Source organism: Pseudomonas sp. CFBP 13727, assembly GCF_014841915.1.
In the GTDB taxonomy this organism is placed as follows: Bacteria; Pseudomonadota; Gammaproteobacteria; order Pseudomonadales; family Pseudomonadaceae; genus Aquipseudomonas; species Aquipseudomonas baltica.
In genome coordinates this window covers 555409-570505 of record NZ_JACYUT010000002.1, presented here as the reverse complement: position 1 = coordinate 570505, position 15097 = coordinate 555409, and the positions used below count along the sequence as shown (strand labels likewise).

The following is a 15097-nucleotide window of genomic DNA, read 5'->3' as shown; positions in this document are numbered from 1 at the left end:
ACAGACCTCACGGTGTAGCCGGCGCACGCGGCGCCCAGGTAGCTTGGGGATTACGGATGGACCCGAATTACAGGTTCTGGGTCAGGTTCTGCAGCATCTGGTCGGCAGTGGAGATGACCTTGGAGTTCATCTCGTAGGCACGCTGGGTGGTGATCATGTTGACCAGCTCTTCCACAGTGCTCACGTTGGAGTTTTCCAGGGTGTTCTGCAGTACCGTACCGGCGCCGTTCAGGCCGGGCGTTGCCACTTGCGGCGCGCCGCTGGAGGCGGTTTCCAGGAACAGGTTGCCACCGATGGCCTGCAGGCCGGCCGGGTTGATGAAGTCGGCGGTCTGCAGGTTGCCGATCACCTGCGAAGCGGCGTTGCCGGCGGTGGTGATGGACACGGTGCCGTCGGTGCCTACAGTGAAAGTCTGCGCTTCGTTGGGAACGACGATGGCAGGTTCCAGCGCCAGGCCCTGGGCGGTGACGATCTGGCCGTCGGAGTTCAGGTGGAAGGTACCGTCACGCGTGTAGGAAACGGTGCCGTCAGGCTGCATCACCTGAAAGAAGCCGCGACCGTTGATGGCCATGTCGAGCGGCTGGTCGGTGGTCTGCAGGCTGCCGGCGGTGAAGTTCTTCTGGGTGCCGACAATGCGCACACCGGTACCGACCTGCAGGCCCGACGGCAGTTCGCTGTCCTGGGTCGACTGGGCACCGGGCTGACGTTTGATCTGGTAGAGCAGGTCCTGGAATTCGGCGCGATCGCGCTTGAAACCCGTGGTCGACACGTTCGCCAGGTTGTTGGAAATCGTGGTCAGGTTGGTGTCCTGAGCCTGGAGGCCGGTCTTGCTGACCCATAGTGCTGGAAGCATGTGTCTTCTCCTGGAGCGCCTGGTTTACGGCGCGATCGCTACGCTGGAATTAGATTTGCAAGACCCGGGCCATGGCCTCGTCGCCTTCTTTGGCGGTGCTCATCATCTTGATGTGCAGTTCGAACTGCTTGGAGAGCGCCAGCACGGAGGTCATTTCCTCGACCGCATTGACGTTGCTCGCTTCCAGGAAGCCGGACTCGACGCGGACCGCAGCGTCGGCAGGTGCCGGTTGGCCGCTGGAGGTGTGGATCAGACCGTCCAGGCCCTTGGTCAGGGTTTTCACGTCCGGATTGACCAGCTTGATGCGGTCGACCTGGGCCATGACGTTGGGAGCCTGTCCCAGACCACGAATACTGATGGTGCCGTCCATGCCGATTTCGATTTTCTCGTCGGGCGGCACGGCGATCGGGCCGCCGTTGCCCATGACCGGCAAACCATTGCCGGCGCGCAGCACACCGAGCGCGTCGACGTTCATGCTGGCGGTGCGGACGTAGGCTTCGCCGCCGTCGGGTGTCTGTACGGCGATGAAGCCGTTGCCACCTACCGCGACGTCCAGATCCCGGCCGGTTTCCTGCAGCGCGCCGCCACTGAAATCGGTGGCCGGACGCTCGGTCAGGGCATAGGCCCGCGAAGGAAAGGTGTCGCCGAACACCGGCATGGAACGCGCCTGTTCGAGGTCACGCTTGAAGCCGGTGGTGGAAATGTTGGCCAGGTTGTTGGCATGCGCCTTCTGCGCCAGCGCGTTCTGGCTGGCACCGGTCATTGCCACATAGAGCATCTTGTCCACAGTTGTCTCCCTCGACGGGCGAATGCCGTCTACTGCTGTACTGAGAGAGGTAGAGCAATATGCGGGCCAACTTTGCCAATACGGCTACAGCCCCTCTAGGACGGGGGTTGCAGCGGTGCGGCCGAAGCGGACTGAAAGCTTGACGCCGAAAAGTCGGCGCCGGATTGCCGCTAGCGGCAACGGGAGAATGGATTTACGTCGCGACATCAGGGCGAGGCTCGACGGCGCCGTCTTCAACGACGGCAGCCGGCGTTGGTGAACGGCCCGGCGAAGCGACGGTAATGCGGGCCAGGGTCGACCTGACTGCACAGGTAGCGGCCGCTCGCCAGGCTCTGGTAGGTGTACCAGGGCGCGGGCGCCGCCACGGCCATCGCGCAGGTTGCGGCGATGGCCAGGGCTGCACACAGACACCGGATCACTGCCCTGCCCTCATCAGGTCATCTGGATGATGGTCTGCATCACGGTGCTTTCGGTGGAAATGGTCTTGGCGTTCGCCTGGTAGTTGCTCTGCGCCTTGATCAGGTTCACCAGCTCGGCCGTCAGGTCGACGTTGGAGTCTTCCAGCGCCTGGGACTGCAGGTTGCCCATGACACCGGTATCGGGCGTACCGATCACGGCGGTACCGGAAGCGAACGACTCCTTCCAGTTGGTGCCGCCATTGGGCGCCAGGCCTTGCATGTTGGCGAAGCTGGCCATGGCCACCTGACCGATGACCTTGTTCTGGCCATTGGTGAAGTTGGCGAACATGTTGCCCGTGCCGTCCACCGACAGACCGGTCAGCTCACCTGTGGCGTAGCCGTCCTGGGTCTTGGCCGAGGTGGCCGATGCCGAGTTGTATTGCGTGGTCGCCAGCATGTCCAACGCTACGCCACCGGCATTGGCCGTCGCGCCGTTGGGTGTCCAGGTGCCATCGGCGCCACGGGTGGAAGGCACCCAGCCGGCAAGGTTGAAGCTCTTGTCGGCGTTGACGCCCAGGCCACCAGGCACGTTACCCTGAGCGGGCACGATGAGGCTGCCGTCGGACTTGAAGCTCAAGGTATTGACCAACGGCGTGGTGGCCGTCGGATCGGACGGATTGCGACCGTCGATGGTGGTGTGCATGGTCCAGCTGTTGGCCGTGGCATCCTTGACGAAGTACTGGTTCATCTGGTGGGCGTTGCCCAGGCTGTCGTACACATCGGTGTTGAAGGTGTAGTTGTAGCTTTTGACGTTGCTCGGGTCGAACGGGGTAATGGTCGCCTGCGGCGCGCTGGAGTTGAGGTTGACCGTTTCGGCGATTTTCGAGGTCGCCTTGGGCTGCAGGTTCGCGGAGTCGATTTTCAGGTTGGTCAAGACGCCCGTCTGCACTACGCCGTCCTGGGCGTTGTAGCCCTGCAGGTTGTTGCCGCTCACGTCGACGACGTTGCCGTCCTTGTCGCTGTAGAAGGCACCGGCACGGGTGTAGAGCTTCTGGCCACCATCGTTGAGCACGAAGAAGCCGTTGCCGTTGATCGCCAGGTCGAGGCTCTGCCCGGTCGAGGCGATGTTGCCCTGGGTGAACTGCTGCGACACGGCTGCGGTGGTCACACCGCTGCCCACACTGGTCTTGCCGGCCGTGGCGCGAATGGACGCAGCGTACTGGTCGGCGAATTCCGCGCGCGAGGATTTGAAGCCGGTGGTCGCGACGTTGGCAATGTTGTTGCCGGTGACGTTGAGCGCCTTGTTAGCTGCCGAAAGACCGCTGAGGCCGATATTGAAAGTCATGCTGTACTCCTGCGCCGGACGAAGCGGCTCAAATTCCGATGGTTTGGACTTTCGACAGCGCAACGCTACCCAGTCCAGCGAGGTTGAGGGTCAATTCACCGCCGTTGGTGCCCATGGTGACGCTGTTCACCGTGGCTGGAAGGTAGGTGCTCATGGCCGTGGCGGTACCGTCGACGGTGGCTGCAGCCTTGAAGGTGTAGGTGCCGGCAGCGGCAACCGCGCCGTTGCTGTCCTTGCCATCCCAGGTGAAGGCGGCGTTGCCGGCGGACTGGCTACCCAGATCGATATTGCGCACAAGGTCACCTTTGGCGTCGTAGACGCCGACCGTGGTGTTGCTGCTCGACGAGGTCAGCGCCACCGAGCCGGTGAGGCCCTTGGTGGGGTCGACCACGGCGGTATCGGTCTGGGCGATGACCGAGCGGCCGACCAGCGACGAGGCCTGCAGCGCCTGGGACGATTGGTAGTTGTTGACGATGGTGCCCACCGACGCATTCAGGCTCTGCATGCTTTCCAGGCTGCTGAACTGCGCCAGCTGAGCGACGAACTCGCCATTGTCCTGGGGATCGAGGGGGTTCTGGTTCTGCATCTGGGTCACCAGCAGCTGCAGGAACGCGTCCTTGCCCAACGCACTGCCGGCGGTGCCGGTCGAGCTGTCGGTGCTGCTGGTGGTCTTCTGCAATGAGTCCAGGACCGAGGCGCTCACGCCATTGTTAATGCTGGTAGTCGTCATCTGCGCTCGCCTCTATCACTGACCCAGGGTCAGCACCTTCTGCATCATGGTCTTTGCGGTATTCATCAGTTCGGCGTTGGTCTGGAAGGAACGACTGGCCGAGATCATGTCGGCCATTTCCTCGACCACGTTGACGTTCGGGTAGTAGACGTAGCCATCCTTGTTCGCCGCCGGGTGATTGGGCTCGTAGCGCGCTTCCAGATCGCTCTGGTCCTCGACCACGCCGGTGACCTGCACACCCTGCCCCGCCGAATCCTGGTCCTGGAACAGCGAACCGCTGTCGCCGGCCTGCTGGCCCTGAAGCATGGTGGCGAACACCGGATGCCGTGCGCGGTAGGTCTGGTCGATGCTGGACGACACGGTTTCGGCGTTGGCGATGTTGCTCGCCACGGTGTTCAGGCGCGTGGTCTGCGCACTCATGCCGCTACCGGCAATGTTGAAGACGCTGGCAAGGGACATGGCTTAATCTCCGCGAAGGGCCGATACCAGCCCTTTGAACTTGCTGTTGAGCAGGGTGAAACTGGCCTGGAAGTTGACCGAGTTCTCGGCGTAGTTCGACTGCTCGATCTGCGCATCGACGGTGTTCTGGTCCAGCGAAGGCTGCGTGGAAATGCGGTACTGCAAGGTCTCGTCGCCCGAGCTGAAGCCCTGGGCGGCGATGTGCTTGCTGCTGGTGGTCTGCAGGCCGAAGGCACCTTTGCCGTTCTGCTCGTTCTGCGCTGCCAGCACCGAGGCGAAGTCCAGGTCCCGAGCTTTGTAGTTGGGCGTGTCGGCGTTGGCGATGTTGTTGGCCAGCACTTCGGCGCGCTTGGCGCGAAAGCCCAAGGCCTGCTCGTGAATGCCCAGCGCTTTGTCGAAACTGATGCTCATGTTGGTACCTATGCGGCAGACCAGATGGTTCGTGCAGGATAGATAGCAATCAGTGTGCCAAGTCTCAAAAAGCCCGTCCCATGCGGGTTGCGGGCCTATCAGGCGTTGGGTGATGCCAGAAAAGCGGCAAGAAATTTCCGCTGGAGGGGAAAAGCGGCAACGCTGGCGCCAGAAAAATTGCCGCCCGTGCGCCTTGGTCGCACGCCTGGGTGAAGGAAGCGCGCCAGGCGCAAGATCACCTGGCCTGGTAGATGATGCCGGGGCTGCACTGCACCATCTGATACAGCTCAGGCAAGCCGTTCAAGGCTTCGGATGCACCCAGGAACAGATACCCGCCCGGCTTGAGGGTGCCGTGGATACGGGTGAGGATGTCTTTCTTGACCTGTGCGGAAAAGTAGATCAGCACGTTGCGGCAGAACACGATGTCGAACTTGCCCAACGCCGCATAGCTGTCGAGCAGGTTGAACGCACGAAACTCGACGCGACTGCGGATAGGCGCCTTGACCGCCCAGCGCCCTGGCGTCTTGGGATCAAAATAGCGCTGCAGCCGCTCCTGGGAGAGGCCGCGGCCGATCGCCAGGCTGTCGTACTCACCACTCTTGCAGTTGGTCAGCATGCTGCCGGACAGGTCGGTGGCAACGATCTGCACGCCCGATTTCAGCTGTCCCAGGTTGCTGCGCTCGAACTCGTCGATGGTCATCGACAGCGAATAGGGTTCCTGGCCGGACGAGCACGCCGCCGACCAGATACGCAGGCGTGCGCCGGGGCTGGCCTTGATGCTTTCGGGCAAAACCTTGTTCTTCATCACTTCGAAGGGATAGGTGTCGCGAAACCACAGGGTTTCGTTGGTGGTCATGGCGTCCACCACCTGCTCGCGCAGACCGCTGCGCGGCTGGGTCTGGATACGCTGCACCAGTTCGCCCAGGGACTTGATGCCCTGCTGCTCCATCAGCTTGTTCAGGCGGCTGGCAACGAGGTACTGCTTGTTCTCGCCCAAGAGAATGCCACAGGCTTTTTCCAGGAAGACCCGGAACTGATCAAAATCCAAATTACCCGTAGACACGGTGCCGCCTCTTGCTGGTTCGGTAGGCCGGGCGCTGGCGCCCGGCATTCATACTGCTGCCTTGATGCGATCGACGACCCGTGCCGCCAGGTCGTCGGGGCGGAACTTGGCAAGGAAATCGTCGGCGCCGACCTTCTTGACCATGGCCTGGTTGAACACCCCTGACAACGACGTATGCAGAATGATGTGCAGCTTCTGCATGCGTGGGTCGCTGCGGATCTCGGCGGTCAGCGTGTAGCCGTCCATCTCCGGCATCTCGATGTCGGAGATCAGCATGAGGAATTCCTCCTCCGGACGCTTGCCCTCGTCGACCATCTTGCGCAGATACTCCAGCGCCTGACGGCCGTCGTTCAAGGCCACCACTTCTACCCCCACGGTCTGCAGGCAACGGGTCACCTGCTTGCGTGCCACCGATGAATCGTCGACGGTCAACACGCGCAGGGAAACGGCCTTGCTGTGCGTCTCCTCGTCGACCACGCCAACCGAGATCGCTTCGGAGGTCGGCGCTACTTCGGCGAGGATTTTCTCGACGTCGATGATCTCCACCAACTGGTTATCCACGCGGGTGACGGCCGTCAGGTAGTGATCGCGGCCGGTGCCCCTGGGTGGCGGATGAATCTCTTCCCAGTTCATGTTGACGATACGTTCCACCGAATGCACCAGAAAGCCCTGAATCTTGGTGTTGTACTCGGTGATGATGACGAAGGTATCGGTCGATGCCACAAGGCCCGCAGCACCCGTGGCCATGTCCAGATCGAGGATCGGGATGGTCGCGCCACGGATGTTGGCCACGCCGCGAACCACCGGGTTGGACTTCGGCAATACCGTCAGTTTGGGGCATTGCAGCACCTCTCTGACCTTGAAGACGTTGATCCCGTAGAGCTGCTTGCCATTGAGGCGAAACAACAACAGCTCCAGGCGATTCTGCCCAACCAGCTGCGTGCGCTGGTTCACCGAATCCATTACACCCGCCATGCCCAAACTCCTCTTGCGACCCGCTCGATATCGGCACGGGCCTTGCTATTAGCACTGCATGAACGCAAAAACGACAGTTTCTCGACACATCGCCGCGTATTTATTCTGGGCCGTTGCCACGGTGGGTGGCGCGGTGCTCGGCAGTGCGGCGCGCGCCGACAATGTCACATTGCCCGAACAGCTTATCGGTGTCACCCAGGGTTTTCTTGAGTTCACTGTTGAAGATTATCTGGCGACCTCGCAAATCCAGGGCCGCTACGAGATCGAAGTGAACAATCTCGACCCGCGTCTGCGCATGCCCGGTTGCGACCGGCAACTGTCGGCCAGCCTGGAAAGCCCGGCGCAACCCATGGGCCGGGTGACCGTGCGAGTGCGCTGCGAAGGCGCTGCGCCGTGGACGGTATTCGTTCCAGCGCAGGTCCGGCTTTTTCGCGAGGTGGTGACCACCACTCGGCCGTTGAAGCGCGACAGCGTGTTGACGGAGGCCGACGTGGCGTTGCGCGAACGCGACGTCGGCGCCATGGGTCAAGGCTTCCTGGTTTCGATGGACGAGGCCGTGGGCATGAAGCTGATCCGACCGACGGTGGTCGACCAGGTGCTGACGCCGGTATTCCTCGAGCAACAGGCGCTGGTGCTCAAGGGTGATCAAGTGGTGATCATTGCCCGCAGCGGCACCCTGGCGGTCCGCATGCCGGGCGAAGCGCTGGCCCAGGGTGGCATGAGCGAGCAGATACGTGTGCGCAACCTGAACTCCAAACGAGTAGTCAAGGCGCGCGTCACCGGGCCTGGACAAGTGGAAGTGGCGATGTAAAAGCTGGCCGGCGAACCGGAGTTTTCCTACACTAGGGGCCTACACGGGCCCGTAGCCGCGGCATCGGGCATTTGCGAAACAGCGCCTAAAGTTAATCGGGATTTGGCCGAAAACAAGGCAAGCGTCCAAATACCCAGAGGTTCAGAACAATGGTTATCGACTTCAACCGAGTGGGCAACTCGCCGTCAGTGCAGGGTACCTCGCGTACCAGCCCTGCCAAGGAAGTGGCCGCCGACACGGCCGTGCCAAGCACGCCCGCCGTGAAGAGCGGGGAACCGGTCACCTTGAGCGATCAGGCCCAGCAAATGCAGAAAATTACCGACAAGCTGAGCGATCAGCCCACTGTCAACAGCGCCCGCGTCGCCGAGCTCAAGCAGGCTATCGCCGAGGGCAGCTATAAAGTCGACAGCGAGCGCGTTGCCAGCAAAATGCTCAATTTCGAAGCCCAGCGCTAGCCCAGTCTAGGCGCCGGGGCTTCTGGACGTGTCAACGCCAGGGCTCACCATGCACGATCAAACGCTGTTGCAGCTGATTGAAGAAGACCTCCCGTACGCAGGGCAGCTGCTCGAGCTGCTGCGCGACGAGTCGCTGGCGTTGCAAAGCCGCGACATGGAGCTTCTGGAAACGATTCTGGCGCAGAAGCAGTCGTTGATCGTGTTGCTCGAGCAGAACGGACGCCGGCGCAGCCACCTGCTCATGCAGCTCGGCCTGTCCGCCGATCGCGACGGCCTGCAGGCGCTGGCGCGCCAGTCGCACCTGGGCGATGCGTTGCTGGCCCGGGGCGATGCGTTGAGTCAGTTGCTCGCACAGTGCCAGGCCATCAATGCACAGGTGGGCCAAGGCATCGTGCGCCAGCAGGTGGCGACCGCCAACCAGATCCGCATACTTACTGGCGCCGAGCCACCGTCGCTCTACAACAGCCGTGGCTCGACCGCGCGAATGGCCACCTACCGCGCCCTCAGCCAGGCCTGACCTGTGCGTTCCCCGGAGTAGACCAGAACGTGTCAAACGCATCGAACGTGGAAGACGCACCGCAACCGCCCAAGGTGCTTGCCACACCCCTGGAAGTCGCCGCCAACCTGCGCATGCTCCAGGAAAGCCACGACCCCCTGATCATCACTTTTCACGAGCGCACCCTGCGCTGCCAGAGCTTTCTGGTGGAAGTGGACCGGGACAACCTGCGCATCGTCCTTGATGAAATGATTCCCCGCGAAGGCGAGAAATACCTGGAAGCAGGTGAAGGGTTCAAGGTCGAAGGCTTTCATGACGGCGTGCGCGTTGCCTGGGAAAGCCATGGCCACTGGACCATCACCCAGAAGCAGGGCAGCCGCTGCTATGTCGGCGCGCTGCCTGGCCAGGTGGTCTACCACCAGCGCCGCAATGCCTTTCGTGCCGCACTCAAGTTGTCGCAACTGGTCGATGTGGAAATCGCCGGCAGTCGGCTGAAGAGCACGCTGGTGGGCAAGCTGCTGGACATCTCGGCCCATGGCTGCAAGCTGCGCTTCGAGGGCGACATTGCCGAGCGGTTGCAACTGGGGCAGATCTACGAGCGCTTCAGCGCCGGCCTTCCCTTCGGCGCCATGAATACGGCGGTCGAGCTGCGCCACCTGCATTTCGAGGAGCGCATCGACACCACTTTCGTGGGCGTGCGCTTCCACAATATCCCGGGGCTGATGCAGCGGCAGCTCGAGCGCTTCGTGCATCAGTTGCAGCGCGACGCACAGCGCTTCGACCGGGACGATTTCTAAACCCGGGCCGCGCCCCGAGCGCGGCCCGGCGGCACCCTAGCCAGCCTTGACCGGCTCTTCTTCGGCAGGTTCGGTGTTCTGCATCTGTTCCTGCACCATGTGCTCATCCACCCGCGGGTCCAACGCTGCGGCCAACGGCGAGTTGGCGGCCGGCATGGCCACGTGATGCAACGGTGCGTCGTCCACGACGTGCAGGTTGGTCACTGCCTTCGGCCTGATCCGCCATACCAGCACCACGGCGAAAAAGCTGAAAAAGGCATACAGCATCTGGCTGCCGAACTGCTTCATCAGCACCCCTGCCACCAACGGCCCGATACAGGCGCCGACACCGTAGGTCACCAAAAGCATGGCGGTCAGCGAAACACGCCGATCGGCCTCCACATGGTCGTTGGAAAACGCCACGGCCAACGGGTACAGCGAGAACTGCAGCAGCGACACCAGGAAGCCGGCGGCGAACAGCACCTCCAGCGGCACGGCCGGAATCAGCGCCAGCGGCAGCGCGGCAATGGCGATACCGACTGCCACGCAGCGGATCAGCAGCGCACGGTCGTAACGGTCCGACAGCCAGCCCAACGGCCACTGCACCAGCAACCCGGCGAAAATGCACGAACCCATGAACAAGCCGACCTGCTCGGTGCTCAAGCCCTGCGCCGAGGCATACAGTGGCGCCAGACCGTAGAACGAGCCGACGATCAGGCCTGAGCCCAGCACGGTGCTCAGTGACTGCGGCACACGACTGATGAAGAAGCGTGGCTCCATGGGCGCCGGGTGCATGGGCGCAGGGTGAATGCGCCGCGTCAGAGCCACAGGCACCAGGCACAGGGCGAAGCACAGCGCGACCAGCATGAGCAGTTCCAGCCCCAGTTGCGGATGCACCACCAGAATCAGCTGGCCCAGCACCAGACCCAGGTAGGAAGCGATCATGTAGCCGCTGAACACCGCTCCGCGCTGCTTGCTGTCGGCCTGCTCGTTGAGCCAGCTTTCGATCACCATGTACTGGCACATCATGCCCAGACCGACGATGACCCGCAGGAACAGCCAGGCTGGCAGGTAGTTCACCAGGCCATGGCCCAGCACGGCGGCGCCGACGATACCGGCGCAGGTGGCATAGGCACGGATATGGCCCACGCGGGCGATCAACCTGTGGCCGATCTTGCCGCCCAGGGCCAGGCCGAAATAGTTGGCGGCCATCAGCGCACCCACCCACAGGCTGTCGACCTGCTCGGCCGACAGGCGCAGGGCCAGGTAGGTACTCAACAAGCCAGAGCCGATCAGCATCATCAGTGAGGCGAAGTACAGGGCTCGAAAGTTTTTCCAGATTTGGCGCATTGCAGGTCCGCGGTAAAGGGTGTCGGAACGATCGGTTCACAGGCAACGCCCTTTTCCGCCACCTCGGCTGAGCGCGGCGGGGAAAATCGTCACCTGCATACAAGCTGTTGCAGGATCAAGCCTGGGCCGCCAGCACCCGGCGTTCCCAAGGAGTGATTTCGTCGAAGAAACTCGCCAGCTCCAGGGTCTTGGTCGCAATGTAGCCTTCGATGAACACATTGCCGAACAGTTCCCTGGCCAACGGGCTGCGCTTGAGACGCTCCAGGGCCGCATGCAAGGTACATGGCAACGACAATTCTTCGGGCACGGCAAGGTCGCCCTGCATGGGCTGCGAGGGCTCGAGCCGGTGCTCGATGCCGTGCAGGCCGGCGGCGAGGCTGGCGGCGATGGCCAGGTAGGGATTGGCATCGGCGCCGGGCAGACGGTTCTCGACCCTGCGGGCGCAGGCAGCGCTGGCCGGTATGCGCAGCCCGGCGGCGCGGTTGTCATGGGACCAGCAGGCATTGTTGGGCGACGCATAGGGCTGACACAGGCGCTGGTAGGAATTCACGTTGGGCGCCAGCAGCGCCGTGAAATCGGCCATGGCCGCCTGTTGCCCACCGATGAAGTGACGGAAGGTGTCGGTGGGCTGGTCATGGGCATCGTTGAACACGTTCAGGCCGGTGTCCAGTGCCACGACGCTCTGGTGGATGTGCATTGAACTGCCAGCCACCCGTGCCAGCGGCTTGGCCATGCATACCACGCTCAACCCATGCTTGAGCCCGACTTCCTTGAGCAGGTGCTTGAACAGGAAAGTCTGGTCGGCGAGCAGCAGCGGATCACCATGCAGCAGGTTGATCTCGAACTGGCTGACGCCCATTTCGTGCATCACCGTGTCGCGCGGCAGCCCCAGCGCTGCCATGCTGCGATAGACCTCGTTGAAAAACGGCCGCAAGCCATTGTTGGACCCCACGCTGAACGCACTGCTGCCATCCTCGCGTCGGCCATCCAACCCGATCGGCGCCTGGAACGGCAGTAACGGGTCGGGATTGGCGGCGAAGACGAAGAATTCCAGCTCGGTCGCTACCACCGGGGCCAAGCCCAGGCGCGCATAGCGTGCAACCACTGTCTTGAGCAGACCGCGGGTCGACAGCGGGGATGACCCGCCGGTCAACTCCTCGGCATCGCAGACCACCCAGGCACGGGGCGGCTCGCTCCAGGGCAGGCGCTGCAACCGAGTCAGGTCGGCCACCAGTGCGACGTCGCCGTCGTCGGCGCCGTAGTAGCGGCTGGGCGGATAACCGCCCATGATGCATTGCAGCAGCACGCCGCTGGCCAGTTGCAGACGACGACCCTCCAGGAACCCTTCTGCCGTCATGACCTTGCCTCGCGGTACGCCATTGAGATCAGGTGTGACGCATTCGATTTCATCGACACCGCTCAAACGCTCGGCGACCGTACGCAGTCCTTCGCTACTCATTTCTCTGCCCTTGACGCTCAATGCCGTACTCGGCGATGTACACAAAATACGCAACGCAGCGGGCGAGTGACAAGCCACCTGCAGGAAGCGTTGCGAACAAGTCGCTTGCCGATAGCGTAGCGCCAGTACACAGTGTAGTGACTTGGATCCAAGCAGCTCGATGCTGCGCCTTGTTCGTCGGCTCGGCGAACAGCAGGAATGATACACATGGATGTTTTGGCTGCACTGTTTCACCCGCTTGAACCGCGTCTTCTCATGCTTTGCAGCGATACCTCACGGAGCGACTCGCTCGAGCGCTGCCTTCACCACCTTTCCCTGCCCGTCGAGGGCCTGCAGCCGGACTTGCAGCCGACATTCGACTACGAAAAGAGCCGGCACAAGGCCATTCTCGTCGAGCCTGCCCGTGGCGAACGACAACAGGGCGTCCGCTGGGTCGACGACATCCGTCGAGGCAACAGCTGGGCGTCGGTGCTGGTCGCCCTGACCGGCGCCGACCCCGCCATTCGCCAAGCCTACCAACACGCAGGGGCCGACCACGTGCTGCGATTGCCGGGCCCGGAGCAGGAGCGCGAAGCATTCTATCTCGCGCTGTTCCAGAACCCCGACTACTGGAATCTGGCCCCACCGGTGCTGGATCCCGTACGTCTGTGCCTGGAAGACGCGACGCGACGCCTGGACCTGACCTTTGTGCAGGTTCAGGTGGTCCTGGCGCTGCTCTACGCCCCTCATCACCAGCTGAGCTTCGACGATCTGGCGCAACTGCTGGGGCTTAATATGCGCACCTACGACGTGCGGGTGGTGGAGAAATTCGTCAGTCGCCTGCGCAGCAGCATTCGCCGAGCCTTCGGCACCCATGTCATCCAGAGCGTACGCGGCACCGGCTACCGCCTGATTCGCGGCTGCATCTCGCCCCCGCCCATCGCCTTTCGCTGAAAAGCGTTTTTCGACTGACCGATGGCCATTGGCGATTTTTTCAAAGCGTACTAGCCTTGAATTGATAGAGAAATTGGATCCAGCACCACGTTTTGAAGGAACGACCCCATGCCTACGGACCTTGGCAACAAATATTCTTCCGTCTATACGCAGCTCTATACGGCCCATCAAACAGCGGATGATGCGCAGCTCGCACACGGCCGCTGGTGGTTCAACGACATCGACCGAACCCTGACCCAGAATGGCATCAGCGTGGCCTTGACGCGCACCGAGTGCTCGCTGCTGAGCCTGCTCGCCTTCAGCAGCGAGCGGGTGGTCAGCAAGGAAGCGCTGATTGCCGGACTGGGCAAGAACCCCAGTCAGTACAACGGTCTGGAAATGTCCCTGAGCCGCCTGCAAAGCAAGTTTGGCCAATGCAGCGGTGGCGAACGCCTGATCCGCTCGGTACGCAACCGCGGCTATTGCCTGGCCCAGGTGGTGCGTTCGGCGTATTGCCCAAGCTGGAAATCGCCGGGGGGCCAGGCTGCCGAGCCCCCCTGCTCTTCCTAGCGTTCGCGCAGGGCTTCCTTGGCCCTGTTCAGCGGCTTTATCAAATAATCCAGCACTGTCTTGTGGCCTGTGGTGATGTCGACCGTGGCGATCATGCCGGGGACGATGGCGAATTTCTTCCCGGCCTTGTTCTCCAGCGAGTCGGAATCGGTGCGGATGAACACTCGGTAATAGAACACCTCGGGTTTCACTTCATCCTGGATGGTATCGGGCGAGATGGTCACCACCCGGCCGTCGAGCCCGCCGTAGATCGAATAGTCATAGGCGGTGATCTTTACCTTGGCTTGCTGATCGGGATGAATGAAAGCGATGTCGCGGGGTGAAATTCTCGCTTCGATCAGCAGGCGCTCGTCCAGCGGCACGATCTGCATCAATTGGCCATTGGGCGGCACCACGCCGCCGATGGTGGTGACTTCGATGTCCTTGACGATGCCACGCACGGGCGAGCGCAGGGTCAGGCGCGACACCGAATCGGAGCGGCCCTTGAGCACCGCGGTCAGTGTTTCCACATCGGCATTGGCCTTGGCCAGCTCCTCGCGGGCCCGCACCATGTAATCGGAACGGGCTTCGGTGAGCTTGAGCTCGAGTTCAGAGCGCTGCCGATTCAGCCGCAGTACTTCCACCCGGCTGGCAGCACCGGTTCTGGCCAGGTTTTCGGTGATCTGCAATTCGCTGCGCACCAGCCGCAGGGATTCGTTGATGCCGGCCAGCGAGTCGTCCAGACCACGACGGCGAACGTTGTACAGCTCGGTTTCGGCCTTGAGCAAAGCCGGATAGGCGTCGAGCTCGGCCGGGAATTTCAGGGGCTTGAGCCCGACTTCGGCCTGCAGGCGGGCAACACTGGCCAAGGTCGCGCGGTATTTGGCCGCGCTCTCGCCGAAGTTGGATTCGGTCTTGGTCGGGTCCAGCTGGGCCAGCACCTGGCCGCGTTCGACGATTGCCCCTTCGGTGACGTTCATCTCGGCCACGATCCCGCCTTCGAGCGACTGGATCACCTGCTCCCGCGAGCTGGGGATGACTTTGCCGGTGCCGGTGGAGACTTCCACGACCTCGAAGAAGAATGCCCAGACGAAGAACGCCAGCAGCATCGCCACCGCGACCCACACCACGCGGGTCGCGCGTACCACGGTGGAGTCGTCGACACCGTCCTGGTAATACGACTGGCCTGGCGCACCGTCTTCGCTGAGCAGCGGGATGCGCTTGAATTCACCGGAGCCCAGCACCTTGAAAGACTTGCCTGTGTCCAT

General features: G+C 62.4%; 18 protein-coding genes. 6 read left to right on the top strand and 12 right to left on the bottom strand.

Annotated elements, in window-relative coordinates; translation table 11 throughout:
• Window positions 1-67 precede the first annotated feature (67 nt).
• The 9 genes from flgG to IFT76_RS09995 form a co-directional block, all read right to left on the bottom strand.
• Window positions 68-853, bottom strand: coding sequence for a flagellar basal-body rod protein FlgG (gene flgG, locus IFT76_RS10035; protein WP_043186004.1), 786 nt, complete (start codon window positions 851-853; stop codon window positions 68-70).
• Between the two features lie 49 nt (window positions 854-902).
• Window positions 903-1640: a flagellar basal body rod protein FlgF gene (locus IFT76_RS10030; protein ID WP_122475939.1), complete on the bottom strand. Its 738-nt coding sequence runs from the start codon at window positions 1638-1640 to the stop codon at window positions 903-905.
• Between the two features lie 233 nt (window positions 1641-1873).
• Window positions 1874-2059 carry a hypothetical protein gene (locus IFT76_RS10025; RefSeq protein ID WP_185794569.1) on the bottom strand — a complete coding sequence of 62 codons (186 nt, stop codon included), beginning with the start codon at window positions 2057-2059 and terminating at the stop codon, window positions 1874-1876.
• A 13-nt stretch (window positions 2060-2072) separates the two neighbouring features.
• Window positions 2073-3383 carry a flagellar hook protein FlgE gene (gene flgE, locus IFT76_RS10020; protein ID WP_192058178.1) on the bottom strand — a complete coding sequence of 437 codons (1311 nt, stop codon included), beginning with the start codon at window positions 3381-3383 and terminating at the stop codon, window positions 2073-2075.
• A gap of 28 nt (window positions 3384-3411) precedes the next feature.
• Complete coding sequence (gene flgD / locus IFT76_RS10015; protein WP_122475944.1) at window positions 3412-4113, bottom strand: flagellar hook assembly protein FlgD; 702 nt, start codon at window positions 4111-4113, stop codon at window positions 3412-3414.
• A gap of 15 nt (window positions 4114-4128) precedes the next feature.
• On the bottom strand, window positions 4129-4572 hold the full coding sequence (gene flgC, locus IFT76_RS10010; RefSeq protein ID WP_122713719.1) for a flagellar basal body rod protein FlgC: 444 nt from the start codon (window positions 4570-4572) through the stop codon (window positions 4129-4131).
• 3 nt (window positions 4573-4575) lie between these two features.
• Window positions 4576-4983 (bottom strand): flagellar basal body rod protein FlgB, encoded by a 408-nt coding sequence (gene flgB, locus IFT76_RS10005; protein WP_122475947.1) that lies wholly within the window; start codon window positions 4981-4983, stop codon window positions 4576-4578.
• A 235-nt stretch (window positions 4984-5218) separates the two neighbouring features.
• Entirely contained in the window at window positions 5219-6046 is an 828-nt protein-coding gene (gene cheR, locus IFT76_RS10000; RefSeq protein WP_192058176.1) for a protein-glutamate O-methyltransferase CheR, read from the bottom strand.
• A 48-nt stretch (window positions 6047-6094) separates the two neighbouring features.
• Window positions 6095-7021 (bottom strand): chemotaxis protein CheV, encoded by a 927-nt coding sequence (locus IFT76_RS09995; RefSeq protein WP_122475949.1) that lies wholly within the window; start codon window positions 7019-7021, stop codon window positions 6095-6097.
• Window positions 7022-7079: 58 nt separating this feature from the next.
• On the opposite strand from IFT76_RS09995, the gene flgA reads away from it, so the two are divergent.
• From flgA to IFT76_RS09975, 4 genes are all read left to right on the top strand, one after another.
• Window positions 7080-7832 (top strand): flagellar basal body P-ring formation chaperone FlgA, encoded by a 753-nt coding sequence (flgA, locus tag IFT76_RS09990; RefSeq protein ID WP_192058174.1) that lies wholly within the window; start codon window positions 7080-7082, stop codon window positions 7830-7832.
• 149 nt (window positions 7833-7981) lie between these two features.
• A complete protein-coding gene (flgM, locus tag IFT76_RS09985) occupies window positions 7982-8287 on the top strand; it encodes a flagellar biosynthesis anti-sigma factor FlgM (protein ID WP_122475953.1) in 306 nt (101 codons plus the stop codon).
• A gap of 49 nt (window positions 8288-8336) precedes the next feature.
• A complete protein-coding gene (locus IFT76_RS09980; protein ID WP_122475954.1) occupies window positions 8337-8804 on the top strand; it encodes a flagella synthesis protein FlgN in 468 nt (155 codons plus the stop codon).
• Window positions 8805-8833: 29 nt separating this feature from the next.
• Entirely contained in the window at window positions 8834-9580 is a 747-nt protein-coding gene (locus tag IFT76_RS09975) for a flagellar brake protein (protein WP_122475956.1), read from the top strand.
• A 36-nt stretch (window positions 9581-9616) separates the two neighbouring features.
• On the opposite strand, the gene IFT76_RS09970 is transcribed toward IFT76_RS09975, so the two are convergent.
• On the bottom strand, window positions 9617-10909 hold the full coding sequence (locus IFT76_RS09970) for an MFS transporter (protein WP_185794497.1): 1293 nt from the start codon (window positions 10907-10909) through the stop codon (window positions 9617-9619).
• 115 nt (window positions 10910-11024) lie between these two features.
• Window positions 11025-12266: a glutamine synthetase family protein gene (locus IFT76_RS09965; RefSeq protein WP_192058305.1), complete on the bottom strand. Its 1242-nt coding sequence runs from the start codon at window positions 12264-12266 to the stop codon at window positions 11025-11027.
• Between the two features lie 309 nt (window positions 12267-12575).
• Here IFT76_RS09965 and IFT76_RS09960 point away from each other — a divergent pair, with 309 nt between their 5' ends.
• Entirely contained in the window at window positions 12576-13301 is a 726-nt protein-coding gene (locus IFT76_RS09960; RefSeq protein WP_163007416.1) for a helix-turn-helix domain-containing protein, read from the top strand.
• Window positions 13302-13409: 108 nt separating this feature from the next.
• Complete coding sequence (locus IFT76_RS09955; protein WP_185794495.1) at window positions 13410-13850, top strand: winged helix-turn-helix domain-containing protein; 441 nt, start codon at window positions 13410-13412, stop codon at window positions 13848-13850.
• On the opposite strand, the gene IFT76_RS09950 is transcribed toward IFT76_RS09955, so the two are convergent.
• On the bottom strand, window positions 13847-15097 hold the full coding sequence (locus tag IFT76_RS09950; protein ID WP_192058172.1) for an HlyD family type I secretion periplasmic adaptor subunit: 1251 nt from the start codon (window positions 15095-15097) through the stop codon (window positions 13847-13849). The two genes, IFT76_RS09955 and IFT76_RS09950, sit on opposite strands and share 4 nt — an antisense overlap.